Consider the following 12,999-nt stretch of genomic DNA (forward strand, 5'->3'; position numbering starts at 1 on the left):
GGATCAGCAGATCGAAGTCCCCTCGGGCAGGGGGCCGGGATAGAACCCTTGGACGAAGCGCCCCTCCGGCACCGCTTTGCGCGCGGCGGTCAGGGCGCTGGCGACCGCATCCATCCCGGTATAGCGCGCGCAGATGTCGATCAGGTGGCGTGCCAATTGACCATTGCCGCAGCCGAGTTCAAAGGCCGAGCGGTAGCCATCCTGCGAAAGCGCCGCCCGCGTCGCGGCGAATTTGGCCTGCTCATAGGCGCTATGTTCGAACCCCCAAGGATCGCTCGTCTCGGCATAGAGACCTTGAAGATGATCCAACCCCACACCCATCACGGCATCCTCCAAAAAATTTCGTCTTGCTGCGCGAAGAGGTTGATCATCGACTCGGGCAGAACGAACCCCTCGGGATCGTCTTGCACGACTTGGCCAAGCTGGCTGCGATGCGCGCGGATCGCAGCACTCTTGGCGTCGCGATAGGCGGCGGTGTCGAGGGTCAGGGGGGCGTAGCCTGCTGTGTTCTCGGCGAAGTTCGGATCATCGAAACGGCTCCACACCGGATAGCTATGAAAATGCAGATCGGGGCGCTGCGCGCGCAGGCCGTCGGCCAGTGACGCGGTGGTTTTATGGTCGCAGTGTTTGTCCTCGCGGGCCGGGACGAAGATGTGACGTGCCGTTTGCGCGTCGATCACCTGCATCAGCTCGGTCAGGATGGCGTCGGCAGGCACCTCGTGCAATTGGCTGTCGGGATGGCCGAGCCATGTCAAATCCGCCGCGCCGCCACCAAGGAGATCGAGCGCCTCTGCCAATTCCGCGCGCCGCGTCTCGGCCAATCGGGCCGGGGGCCATGCGCGGGAACCGGGGTGGCTTGCGCCGCCATCGGTCAGGCAGATGACATGCGCCCCGGCCCCTGCGAAAGCGCGGGCCAAAAGACCGCCGCAGCCGAGTGTTTCGTCGTCCGGGTGCGGCGCCAGTACCACGATCTTTTCGCGGCCCGACAGAGCCTCGGCGAGGGGGGCGTTATGGCTCATCCAAAGACACCCCAAACCGTCTGGTCACTCGAAAGCGCATGGCGAGCGGCGCGTTGTAGGAAGGCGTCGCGCGCGGCTTGGCGCAGATAGACCGAAAGATCGCGCGCCATGCGGCCCGTCTCGGAGGTTCCGGTGAAATGGCGCAACCCGAGGCTTTGCTCCACCGCTTTGATCGCGTCGAGGGCGACCTCCTCGGTATAAATCCGCGCGGCGATGGCGGTGCTGACGAGGGTCTCCTCCGCGCGGTCATCCGCATCGGCGAGAGCGGCGCGTTCGACCAATGCCATACCAGCCCAGACCCGCATCAGCACCTGCATCAGGCGGCTCAATTGGGCCTCGGCCTCAAGCCGGTCCATGTCCCGCAGCGCAGTGGCTGCCGCATCAATCAACCCCGCCGCGGCGCCCGCCTGAAGCGCTGCGATCCGCCAGACGCCGCCGACGAAATGCGGCTCTTTCAGATAGTCGCCGGGGGCGCCGATAAGCGCGTCATCCTCAAGAGGCAGGCCGGAAAAATCATAGGTCCCCGAGGCCGTTGCCCGCATCCCCAGCATGTCCCATTGCGAGGCATCGCCGCGGGCGGGGTCGGTCACATCGATCAGCGCAAGCTGCACCTCGGGGCCGGAATTGAGCGAGACGAGCGTATGGGTCACAGTGCCGAGGCCGGAAGCGAAGATCTTCTCACCCTTCAAAACACCCTTTTCGGAACGCGCCGGATTGCTGCCATCGGCCCCCAAACGCCCAGAAGCCCGCCCTGCCGGATCACCTGTTTCGCCCGCTCCGCCTGCGCCGCACTGCCGTATAGGCGGATCAGGCGCAGCGCGTTGACGTGGCCCTCCCATAAACGGCCGACGCTGAGGTTGGCGGCACCGATCTGCATCAGCGCATGGGCGGTGCGCAAAGGGGCCGTGGCGCCATCTTCCAGCATCAGCCCCGCGTCACGCAGAATGTCGATAGAGCCGCTGATGGGGGCGGCGCCCGCCTCCTCGGCCCGTGCCGCGTGGCGCAGGGCCTTTCGAGCAGATTGCGAAAGGATATCCCTTTGCGACTGGGGCGGAAAAGGGTCGAAACGCGGCGCACTGTTCATGGCAGTGCCCGACAGCCGCGCAAGGATACACCTTTGAGATCAAGCGTCACGATACTGCCCCCCATTCGTGAAACGGGCAGCCTACGCGCGTGGCAGCACTGCCTTCGGGAGTGCAACCGTTCAACTTGTCTCTTGGTTCCCGCCTACGTTGCAACCGCGGCGGGGGGCGGATGTCAGCCCTCGGGAATCTCGCCCATCACCTTGGGCACATGGTAGCCCTTTTGCACCGCATCTCGCGCGCGCAGGCGCTGATACCACGCACGCACATTGGGATAGTCGGCAAGGTCGATCTGCTGCCATTCATAGCGCGACACCCAAGGCCAGCAGGCCATATCCGCGATGGAATATTCGCCGCAAATGTGGTCCCGCCCCTCAAGCTGTTTGTCGAGCACGCCGTAAAGCCGTTTGACCTCAGCCCCGAAACGCTCTTCGGCATAGGCCGCCTTGCCGGGGTTGAAATGCAAGAAGTGATGCGCCTGCCCGGCCATGGGCCAAAGCCGCCCATCTGCCACATCAACCATTGCATCACCTCGGCCCGCCCGGCCTGACCCTCGGGCAGGAAACGGCCATATTTCTCGGCGAGGTAGATCATGATCGCGCCGGATTCCATCAGGCTTACCCCAGTGTCATGGTCCACGATGGCGGGGATTTTATTGTTGGGGCTGATCTTTAGAAACTCGGGCGCGTGCTGCTCATCCTTGCCGATGTTGATGGCGTGCACATTGTAGTCGATTCCCAATTCTTCGAGCAGGATCGAGACCTTGCGGCCGTTGGGGGTGGTCCATGTGTAGAAATCAATCATCGCTTCGGTCCCATATGCAGAGGTGCGTTTCGGTTTCTTGCAATGTTAAGCAGGCGGTTTGCGGCGGGTCAACGCAAGGAACCACAGCGGCCTGCGGGGGTTTTGCTTAACAAGGCACCAATTTGCGGAGCGAAGATGCAGAACAGTGACCCCCTAGCGCAGCCCGACATCGCAGATCGCGCGAAATCCGTTTTGGAAGTGCTTTGCGACCGCGACATTCACATCGCCACGGCGGAAAGCTGCACCGGCGGGCTGGTCGCCGCGTTGCTGACGGATATTGAAGGGTGCTCCCACGCGTTCGAGCGGGGTTTCGTCACCTATACGGATCAATCCAAGCATGAGCTGTTGGGCGTCGATCGGGCGCTTTTGGACCGCTGCGGCGCGGTTTCGCGCCCCGTGGCGATTGCAATGGCCGAAGGCGCGCAGGACCGTTCCGGCGCGCAGATTGCCGTCTCGACCACCGGGTTCGCCGGGCCGGGCAGCGCCGAGGATGAAGAGGGGCTTGTGCATTTTGCGCTTGCACGCGAGGGGTGTAACACGGTTCATCGGGCCGAGTCCTTTGGTGCCATTGGCCGGGATGCGATCCGGCAGCGATGCCTTGAAACGATTTTGGATATGTTGGAGGAGAGCCTGACGTGAGCAAAAGCCAAGCCGCCGCCTTTACCGCCTACCACCGTCATGGCTTTGTCCGGGTGGCGACCTGCACGCCGCATGTGCGGCCCGCCGATGTGGCTTTCAACCGCGACAGCCTGCTGGACGAAATGCGCCGGGCCGATGCGGCGCGGGTGGATTTGCTGGTTTGCCCCGAACTGTCACTCTCGTCCTACGCCATCGACGATCTCCACATGCAGGATGCCCTGTTAACGGCGGTGGAAGAGGCGCTTGGTGACCTGATCGAGGCCAGCGCCGAGATGACCCCGTGATCCTGCTCGGCGCGCCACTGCGCCGTGAGGGGCGGCTTTACAATTGCGCCATTGCCATTTCACGCGGGCAGGTGCTCGGCGTGGTGCCGAAGTCCTACCTGCCCAATTACCGCGAGTTCTATGAGAAACGCTGGTTCGCCCATGGCCGTGACACCGGCGGAGAGATCACCGTCGCGGGCCGGCGAGTGCCTTTTGGCGATGACCTGATTTTCGAGGCGACGGACCTGCCCGGTCTGATTTTCCATGCCGAGATTTGCGAAGACCTCTGGACGCCGGCGCCGCCCTCGGCGGATGCGGCTCTCGGGGGCGCCTTGATCCTCGCCAATCTCTCGGCGTCCAATATCGTGATCGGCAAATCCTCTGACCGTCACCTGCTGTGCCGGTCGCAATCCATGCGCGCCTTCGCGGCCTATGTGTACTCCGCCGCCGGGCCGGGGGAGAGTACGACCGATCTGGCGTGGGACGGGCAGGGGATGATCCATGAGTTGGGCGATCTTCTGGCCGAATCCACCCGTTTCCCGCTGGAGCCGGAGCTGACCATCGCCGATGTAGATTGCGGGCGTATCCAGTCTGAGCGGATGCGAACGGGCAGTTTCCATGACGCCGCGCGGCACCGCGCGCCGGAATTCCGCCGGGTGACCTTTGCCCATCAACCGCATCACGAGAACGCCGGGCTGATCCGCCCGTGCGTCGTTTCCCCTATGTGCCGAACCGCGAAAGCCATCTTGACCAAGATTGCTATGAAGCGTTCAATATTCAGGTCGAAGGGCTACGCCGCCGCTTTGAGGCGACCAAGGGCAAGACCATGGTCATCGGCATTTCCGGCGGGTTGGATTCGACCCATGCGCTGATCGTGGCGGCAAAAGCCTGTGACCGTATGGGCATCCCGCGCGACCGGATCCTCGGCTTTACCATGCCGGGTTTCGCCACCTCCGAGGGCACCAAATCCAACGCGTGGAAATTGATGCAGGCCATGGGGATCACCGCGGATGAGATCGACATTCGCCCCGCCGCCCGGCAGATGCTTGAGGATATGGATCACCCCTTCTCGGACGGGGAGCCGGTCTATGACATCACCTTTGAAAACGTCCAAGCCGGGCTGCGCACCGATTATCTCTTCCGGCTCGCCAACCAGCGGCAGGGCTTTGTCATCGGCACCGGCGATCTGAGCGAATTGGCGCTTGGCTGGTGCACCTATGGCGTGGGCGACCAGATGAGCCACTATGCCGTGAACACCGGCGTCCCGAAAACGCTGATCCAGTATCTCATCCGTTGGGCCACCCGCTCGGGCCAGTTTGACGCTGAGACGGACAAGGTCTTGCAAGCCATTCTGGACACCGAAATTTCGCCCGAACTGGTGCCCGCGGGCGAAGATGAAGAGATTCAAAGCACCGAGTCGATGATCGGCCCCTATGAGCTGAACGACTTCTTTCTCTTCCACACCATGCGCTACGGGCTCGCCCCGTCAAAAGTGGCCTTTCTGGCCTGGCACGCTTGGCATGATGTCGAGGTAGGGCGCTGGCCCGAGGGCTTTCCGCAGGGCAAACGCAACGCCTATGATCTGGAGACGATCCGCCACTGGCTCGAAAAATTTCTGCACCGCTTCTTTGCCACCAGCCAGTTCAAGCGCTCGGCCCTGCCGAATGGGCCCAAGGTCAGCGCCGGGGGGCATTGTCGCCGCGCGGGGACTGGCGCGCCCCGTCGGACTCCGTTGCCACCCCGTGGCTGGAAGAGCTGCGCAGCAACGTGCCAGAGAGCTGGCCCCAGAGCTAAGCCGCGCTATTCCTCGCGGCTCAGCTCGCCTTCGACAAAGTTGGGGGTTAGCGGCGGTGCCGCGTGACGCTCTTGGGTTTCGGGATCGCTGCGCAGGGTCATGCGCAGCAGCCCCCATGCCACGATGGTCAACTGAAAGCCGCCAAGCGCCAGTGGCAGGCCCCGCGGCCCGAGTGTATCCAGCAGCACACCCGCCAGCAGCGGCCCGATCGCGGCGCCAATCCCTTGCATCAGCACCAGCCCGCCCGAGACGGCCACCACCGCCGAGCCGGGGGCGCGGTCGTTGACATGGGCGATGACGATGGATTGCGCGGGCAGAACCAGCCCGCCAATGGCAAAGCCCAGCACCAGCAGCATCGACCCCGAAGGCGCGGGGATCGGCAGGGTCAGCATCATCAAAGCACCGCCCGCCGCGGCCAGTCCTACGCCCAAGCCCCGGCGGCTCATCCGGTCGGAAACCCAGCCCAACGGGAATTGCAGCATCAGCCCGCCAATGGTGAAGGCCGCGATCAGCAGGGCGATGCGCGATTGGGTATAGCCCATCTCCTGTGCGAAGAGCGGTGCCAGCCCGTAGAACGTCCCGATAGAGGCCCCGACCAGCCCTGCACTGACCGCCCCGTAGGGCGACAGCCCCCACAGTCGGCGCAGCGACGGCGGCTCCTGCGCGCCTTCCGAGCGCGGCCCCTCTACACGGCTAAGCGAAATTGGCACCAGCGACAGCGACATCACGATGGAGACGAGCACGAAGAGGATGAACTCAGCCGGATCCCCGAGGTTCAGCAGGAACTGCCCCGCCGCGCCTGAGGCCATGCCGACCATGCCGTAGACCGCGAGCAATTTGCCCCGCTGCGCGGAACTGACCGAAGCGTTGAGCCAGCTTTCCGTCACGATGATCAACCCGGCAAAAGCGAACCCGGTCAGGCAGCGCACGGCGATCCAGACCCAAGGGTCGATGAAAGCCAAATGCATCAGCGCCGCCGCCGACGCGACAGAGGCGAGTGCGGCAAAGGTGCGGATATGGCCCACCCCGCTGATCAGCCGGGGTGCCACGAAGGAGCCCACGCTCAACCCCGCGAAAAAACCCGACATAATAAGGCCGGTGGTCGCCCCGCCAAACCCTTCAAGCCCCGCGCGCACGGCCAAAAGCGTGCCCTGCAACCCGTTGCTCATCTGCAAAAGCGAAAAGCCCAGTAGCAGTGTCGCCAGTGGTAGAACCGTCGCGCGCATGATGTCCCCTTGGTCTTCGATCCGGCTTGGGCCAGAATATGTGCGGCGGAAACGGAATTTCTAGTAATCAACCCCATTGCCCTTCCACCGGGCAGACTTCCGCGCCATAGTGATAGCAGCCAGCGGCCCCTTCGGGGAATGCCCAGCCAGTGATCAAGCAGAATTGACGTGCCTTTTTGGGGCCGATGCTCAATTATGCGCCTCGTAACATATTTTGAAAGCGCATCCCCCGTGAAAGCCCTGCGCCAATTTTTCGTATTTCTGCTGGTTCTCGTTGCGGGTCTCTACGCGATGTTAACCTATGTCCCCGCCTCCCGCCCCTATGTGGCGGAGACCGGCTTGCTCGATCTTCTGGGGATCGAGGAGGTCGCGGAGGCGCCACAGGCCTCTGGCCGGGGCTGGGGCGGCGGCGGGCCGTCGCTGGTCGTCACCGCCGGGGTCAGCGAAGAGACTTTGGCCGACCGGATCACCGCCATCGGCGACGGGCGCGCGCGCCGCTCCGTCACGCTGCGCTCCAACGCCGTGGGGGTCATCACCGATCTCAACCTGCCCGCCGGGCAGTTGATCGAGGCGGGCACCGTTGTGGCCCTGTTGGAGAATGAGGCCGAGCAGATCGCCCTGAAGCAAGCCGAATTGCAGCTTGAAAACGCCCAGACCGAGCAAGACCGCGTGGAGCGGTTGCAAAACACCGGCGCGGTCAGCGAAGTGCGCCTGCGCGAGACGGAACTGGCCCTGCAAAGCGCCGAGCTTGCGCTCAGCCAAGCGCAGTTCGATCTGTCGCAACGCCGCATCCTCGCGCCGATCTCGGGTTGGGTGGGGATCACCGATATCGAAGAAGGCGACCGCGTCAATGCGCAGGATCAACTCGCCACCATCACCGACCGCAGCGAGATCCTGATCGATTTCCGCGTGCCTGAGCGGGTGGTGAGCAAACTCTCCTTGGGCAAGGAAATCACCGTCACCCCGCTTGGCATGCGCGATTTGACCCTGACGGGTGAAGTCAGCGCCATCGACAGCGTGATCGACCGTGCCAGCCGCACGCTTCTGGTGCAGGGCCGCGTGCCGAACGAAGGGGACCAGCTGCGCGCGGGCATGGCCTTTTCGGTCAGCTTGACCTTTGTCGGCGATCCGTTTCTGGCGATCCCGCCGCTGGCGGTGCAATGGTCCTCGGACGGGCCGTTTGTCTGGACGGTACGGGAGGGCAAGGCGCACCAAGTCGCGGTCGAGATCGCGCAGCGCAACAGCAATTCCGTGCTCGTGCTGTCGGAGGATCTGACCGCCGATGATGTGGTGGTGACGGAAGGCGTGCAAACCCTGCGCGAAGGCGGCGAGGTGCGCGAGGTCAACCGCGCGGGCAGCGTGCAGTCAGATGCCGCCCCGACTGAGAAGACAACCCTATGAGCGCGGCCCCGACCGAGGACGCCACGCCGCCCGCGAGCACCGCCTCGGGCACCGCGCTTTTCGTGCGTCGCCCGATCCTTGCTTTCGTGCTGAACGCGCTGATCGTGCTGGCAGGTATCGCCGCGCTTTTCGGTGCGGAGGTGCGGGAGCTGCCCAATGTCGACCGGCCCGTGGTCACGGTCACCACGACCTTCTCGGGCGCCTCCCCGGAATCCGTCGATCAGGAGCTTACGGGGCGGATCGAAGGAGCCGTGGGCCGGGTCTCGGGCGTGCGGGCGATTTCATCGAACTCGCGCTTCGGGCGCAGCCGGGTCACCTTGGAGTTCAACGACAGCACCGACATCGACGTGGCCGCGACCGATGTGCGCGATGCGGTGGCGCGGATTGTGAACCAATTGCCCGAAGGGGCCGACCAGCCGCAGATCGTCAAGGCCGATGCCAATGCCCAGCCGGTGATGCGCATCGCCGTGACCTCCATGGGCCGCTCGCCGGAGGCGTTGACCAAACTGGTGCAGGACCGCGTCGAAGATCGACTGATCTCGGTCAACGGGGTGGCGGATTTGCAGGTCTACGGCGACCGTGAGCCGTTTTTCCGCGTCGATATCGACCAGTTGGAACTGGCCAGCCGGGGCCTGACCTTGGGCGATATCCAGCGCGCCTTGGCCGATGTGGCCTATGATGCGCCCGCGGGCGATCTGGCGGGCGACCGTCAGTCGATTAACGTGCGCACCACGGCCAGCGTCGTCACCACACAGGCGTTCGAGGCGATGGAGATCAAGCAGAACGTCCGGCTCGGCGATGTCGCCAGCGTCACGCTTGGCCCCGCCGAAGGGGAGACGATCCTGCGTGCCAATGGGCAATTGGGCCTCGGCATTGGCATCATCCGGCAGGCCACGTCGAACACGCTTGAGATCTCGCGCGATGTGCGCGCCGTGGTGGGGGAGTTGAACGAAACCCTGCCCGAGGACGTGCGGATTTTCGTCACCTCGGACGATGCGACCTTTATCTCAGGCTCGATCCGCGAGGTGCTCTCAACGCTGGCCTTTGCCGTGGGCATCGTGGTGGCGGTGATCTTTGTCTTCCTGCGTGATTTCCGCGCCACGCTGATCCCGGCGCTGACCCTACCGGTGGCGCTGATCGGCACTTTGGCGGCGATCTATCTGGTGGGCTTTTCGATCAATATCCTGACCCTGCTGGCGCTGGTTCTGGCCACCGGGATGGTCGTGGATGACGCGATTGTGGTGCTGGAGAATATCGTGCGCCAACGGGCGGCGGGCATGGGGCCGCGCGCGGCGGCGGTGCTGGGCACATCGCAGGTCTTCTTTGCCGTGGTGACCACCACGGCCACGCTGGCGGCGGTCTTTATCCCGCTGTCGTTCCTGCCCGGACAGGCGGGCGGGCTGTTTCGGGAGTTTGGCTTTACCCTCGCCATCGCGGTGATGCTGTCCTCGGTCGTGGCGCTCAGCCTTTGTCCAGTTTTGGCGAGCCGCCTTTTGACCAAACCCGCGGCAGAGAACCCGCGCGGCCCTGTCGTGTGGCTTGGCAACCTGCTTTACCGCGCCTATGCGGCGACCCTCAGATGGGCGCTGGCGATGCCCTATGTCGTGGTGCTGATCGCGGCCTTCGTCGCGCTGACGGCGGTGCTGGTCTCGGGCGAGATTCGGCAAGAGCTGACCCCGCGCGAAGATCGCGCCGTAGCGCTGCTCAGCGTCTCGGCCCCGCAGGGCGTCTCGCTTGATTATACGCAAAGCAAGATGCGCGAGATCGAAGACCTGATCACCCCGCTGCAAGAGGCCGGAGAGGTGACGAATATCTTCTCCATCACCGGGTTTGGCGCGGACAATCGGGGTTTTATGGTGTTCACGCTCGCCGGTTGGGAAGACCGTGCGCGCAGCCAAGATGAGATTGTGGGCGAGATCAACGGCAAGCTGCGCGGCATCGTGGGCGTGCGGGCCTTTGCAATTCAGCCGAACTCCCTCGGGATTCGCGGCGCGGGGCGCGGCCTGTCTTTCGCCATCACAGGCAACAACTACGAGCAATTGTCGCAAGTCGCACAGGCGATGGTGGACCGGTTGAGCGCGAACCCCGCGATGGGGCAGGTGCGGCTGGAATATGAACGCACGCAGCCGCAGCTTTTCGTGCAGATCGACCGGACGCTGGCCGCTGACCTCGGCGTCGACATCACCGGGCTGGGGCAGGCTTTGCAGGCGATGCTCGACGGGCGCGAGGTGGCATCGGTCTTTATCGACGACACCAGCTATGGCGTGCAGATGCTGTCGACCTCGGACCCGGTGAACGACCCGCGCGACCTTGAGAACGTCTTTGTCCAATCGGGCAACGGGCAGATGATTTCGCTAGCCAGTTTCGTGATCCTCGAAGAACGCGCCGTCGCGCCCGAGTTGGACCGGGAGGGCCAGAACCGCTCAGTCGAGATTTCCGCCGGGCTGACGCCGGGCCTGTCATTGGGCGATGCGTTGGAACAGGTGCGCGCGGTGGGGCAGGAGGTGTTGGACGATGAAAACCTGATCGTGCCGCTGGCCGAGGCCGCCGCGTTGGATCAAACCAGTTCGGGGCTTTTCGTGACCTTCGGCTTTGCGATCCTCGTGGTTTTCCTTGTCCTCGCCGCGCAGTTCGAAAGCTTCATCTCTGCCATCGTGGTGATGGCCACGGTGCCCTTGGGGCTGGCCTGCGCGATCTTCGCGCTGCTGATGACGGGGCAGAGCCTGAACGTTTACAGCCAAATCGGGCTGGTCATGTTGATCGGGATCATGGCCAAGAACGGTATTCTGATTGTCGAATTTGCCAACCAATTGCGCGATCAGGGGGCGGATATCCACGCGGCGATCTTTGGCGCCTCCACCATCCGGCTGCGTCCGGTGATGATGACGATGACCTCGACCGTCTTGGGCGGCGTGCCGTTGATCCTTTCGGCGGGCGCGGGGGCCGAGGCGCGCGAGGCGCTTGGCTGGGTGATCGTCGGGGGGCTGGGCATGGCCACGCTCTCGACCCTCTATCTCACCCCGGTCGCCTATTTCCTGCTGGCGCGGTTCACCACGCCCAAAGCCGCCGAAGAAGCCCGGCTGCAGGCCGAGCTGTCTGAGGCGCAACCGGTCTGAGCCCGCCCGATATTTACGCATGGATGCAACTTCGCGCTACAATGCGCGTTTAGTCCTGTAGCATCGAGTGGAAAGGGGCAAAAACGTGCAGGGCGATTTGGAACTGGCTAAGACGAACCACGCGGCGTCGACCCAAGGGGCGAACAGCCAAAGCCTGTTCAATGACAAGACCACATGGCGCGTCGCCCGGGCCGATCGGTTCGGCCTTATCGTCGATGCGGCGGATTATTTCCGGGTCCTGCGCGAGATTTTCCTCGGGGCGCGGCAGCAGCTGATGCTGATCGGCTGGGATTTCGATTTCGAGCTTGAGATGCTGCCGGGCGAAAGTGACGAAGACGGCAACGCACCCGACGGCTATCCCAACCAGCTTGGCGCCTTTGTCGAGGCGGTGGTGGAGCGGACGCCGGATCTTCATGTCTACCTGCTGAAATGGAACGGCGCTGTGCTGGCCGCGCCGGGACGGTTGGTGCCCTCGTTAGCGCTCAGCCTTTTCGGTGGCGACCGGATTCATTTTGCGTTGGACGGCCATCACCCCTTCGGCGCCTGCCACCACCAAAAGATTGTCGTGGCCGACGACGCTCTGGCCTTCTGCGGCGGGATCGACGCGACCGAGGACCGCTGGGACACACCCGATCACTTGCCGAACGACCCGCGCCGCCTGCGCAAGGATGGCACGCCCTCTGACCCTTGGCATGACGCAACCTCGGCCATGTCAGGCCCCGCCGCCGCGGCCTTGGGTGAGCTTTCGCGTCGGCGTTGGTTCCGCGCCACGGGGGATGAGATCGCGCGGCCTGAGGATGCGCCCATGTCCGAATGGCCCGAAGACCTGCCGATTGATGCCGAAGGCGTCGAGGTGGGCATCGCCCGGACCGAGCCGCCTTTCGACGAAGAGCCGCTGATCAATGAGATCGAACGCCTCTATATCGCGGGGATCCAATCGGCGCGTGACTATATCTATATTGAATCGCAGTACCTCGCCGCCGCTTCGGTCTGCGATGCGCTTAAAGCCAGGTTGGCCGAAGAGGATGGGCCGGAGATCGTCATCATCAACCCGCGCGATGCGGAATCCCAGTTGGAAGATGACGCCATGCATGTCCTGCGGGAGCGGCTCGTCGAAGAGCTAAAACGCGCGGATCACCAGAACCGCTTTCGCATCTATTTCCCCGTCACCAAGGAGGGGGAGCCGATCTATGTTCATGCGAAGATCATGATTATCGACGATCATCTTTTGCGTCTTGGTTCCAGCAACCTCAACAACCGTTCCATGGGGTTTGATACCGAGTGTGACGTCGCGATCGAACACCCGGCGAAGGTGATCGAAGGGTTCAGAACCCGCTTGATTGCCGAGCACCTCGGGCTGCCGCCCGAACGTGTGGCCGAGGTGATGGAAGAGAAGAAGTCGATGATCGGGACCATCGAAACCCTCAACCGCAAGAAGGGCCGTGGCCTGCGGGCGGTGTTCCGGGGCAGCGAGACTGTCGTCGGTGGATTCCTCGCCAATACCCGCTTGCTCGACCCGCGCTACCATCCGGGCGAAAACACCGCCACCGGGCGCGGCATTCGCCCGCGGCACATGGCGCTGATCGCGGGCGGGCTGGGGCTTGCATGGCTTGCGTGGCGCAAATGGGGGCGGAGCGACGACCAGCGTTCGTAA

Annotated in this window: 11 protein-coding genes and 2 pseudogenes; 7 read left to right on the forward strand and 6 right to left on the reverse strand. The window is 63.8% G+C overall.

All coding sequences use genetic code 11. The features are described from left to right. Positions 1–3 precede the first annotated feature (3 nt). The 5 genes and pseudogenes from CUR85_RS17065 to CUR85_RS17085 form a co-directional block, all read right to left on the reverse strand. Entirely contained in the window at positions 4–321 is a 318-nt protein-coding gene (locus CUR85_RS17065) for a class I SAM-dependent methyltransferase (RefSeq protein WP_280322933.1), read from the reverse strand. After that, complete coding sequence (locus tag CUR85_RS17070; protein ID WP_067265111.1) at positions 321–1,019, reverse strand: PIG-L deacetylase family protein; 699 nt, start codon at positions 1,017–1,019, stop codon at positions 321–323. The genes CUR85_RS17065 and CUR85_RS17070 overlap by 1 nt, the downstream gene beginning before the upstream one ends. Continuing rightward, entirely contained in the window at positions 1,016–1,708 is a 693-nt protein-coding gene (locus tag CUR85_RS17075; protein WP_280322934.1) for an acyl-CoA dehydrogenase, read from the reverse strand. Before CUR85_RS17075 ends, CUR85_RS17070 begins: the two co-directional genes overlap by 4 nt. Then, positions 1,705–2,103, reverse strand: coding sequence for a hypothetical protein (locus CUR85_RS17080; RefSeq protein ID WP_280322935.1), 399 nt, complete (start codon positions 2,101–2,103; stop codon positions 1,705–1,707). The genes CUR85_RS17075 and CUR85_RS17080 overlap by 4 nt, the downstream gene beginning before the upstream one ends. Positions 2,104–2,276: 173 nt before the next feature. Beyond that, positions 2,277–2,905 (reverse strand): annotated as a pseudogene (locus CUR85_RS17085) (glutathione S-transferase family protein). A 135-nt stretch (positions 2,906–3,040) separates the two neighbouring features. On the opposite strand from CUR85_RS17085, the gene CUR85_RS17090 reads away from it, so the two are divergent. The 4 genes and pseudogenes from CUR85_RS17090 (at position 3,041) to CUR85_RS17105 (ending at position 5,668) form a co-directional block, all read left to right on the forward strand. Continuing rightward, positions 3,041–3,544 (forward strand): CinA family protein, encoded by a 504-nt coding sequence (locus tag CUR85_RS17090; RefSeq protein WP_067265105.1) that lies wholly within the window; start codon positions 3,041–3,043, stop codon positions 3,542–3,544. Then, positions 3,541–3,828 (forward strand): hypothetical protein, encoded by a 288-nt coding sequence (locus CUR85_RS17095; protein WP_280322936.1) that lies wholly within the window; start codon positions 3,541–3,543, stop codon positions 3,826–3,828. Before CUR85_RS17090 ends, CUR85_RS17095 begins: the two co-directional genes overlap by 4 nt. Next, positions 3,825–4,340, forward strand: a pseudogene (locus tag CUR85_RS20380) (nitrilase-related carbon-nitrogen hydrolase); the annotation flags it as partial. The gene CUR85_RS17095 and the pseudogene CUR85_RS20380, both read left to right, overlap by 4 nt. A gap of 173 nt (positions 4,341–4,513) precedes the next feature. Continuing rightward, a complete protein-coding gene (locus CUR85_RS17105) occupies positions 4,514–5,668 on the forward strand; it encodes an NAD(+) synthase (protein ID WP_280322937.1) in 1,155 nt (384 codons plus the stop codon). On the opposite strand, the gene CUR85_RS17110 is transcribed toward CUR85_RS17105, so the two are convergent. Continuing rightward, positions 5,608–6,828, reverse strand: coding sequence for an MFS transporter (locus tag CUR85_RS17110; protein ID WP_067265100.1), 1,221 nt, complete (start codon positions 6,826–6,828; stop codon positions 5,608–5,610). The genes CUR85_RS17105 and CUR85_RS17110 overlap by 61 nt on opposite strands. A 231-nt stretch (positions 6,829–7,059) precedes the next feature. Here CUR85_RS17110 and CUR85_RS17115 point away from each other — a divergent pair, with 231 nt between their 5' ends. From CUR85_RS17115 to CUR85_RS17125, 3 genes are all read left to right on the forward strand, one after another. Beyond that, positions 7,060–8,229 carry an efflux RND transporter periplasmic adaptor subunit gene (locus CUR85_RS17115; RefSeq protein ID WP_082852082.1) on the forward strand — a complete coding sequence of 390 codons (1,170 nt, stop codon included), beginning with the start codon at positions 7,060–7,062 and terminating at the stop codon, positions 8,227–8,229. Beyond that, on the forward strand, positions 8,226–11,345 hold the full coding sequence (locus CUR85_RS17120) for an efflux RND transporter permease subunit (RefSeq protein WP_067265096.1): 3,120 nt from the start codon (positions 8,226–8,228) through the stop codon (positions 11,343–11,345). Before CUR85_RS17115 ends, CUR85_RS17120 begins: the two co-directional genes overlap by 4 nt. A gap of 85 nt (positions 11,346–11,430) precedes the next feature. Further along, positions 11,431–12,999, forward strand: coding sequence for a phospholipase D-like domain-containing protein (locus CUR85_RS17125; RefSeq protein WP_067265094.1), 1,569 nt, complete (start codon positions 11,431–11,433; stop codon positions 12,997–12,999).

The organism is Sulfitobacter faviae, from assembly GCF_029870955.1.
Lineage (GTDB): Bacteria > Pseudomonadota > Alphaproteobacteria > Rhodobacterales > Rhodobacteraceae > Sulfitobacter > Sulfitobacter faviae.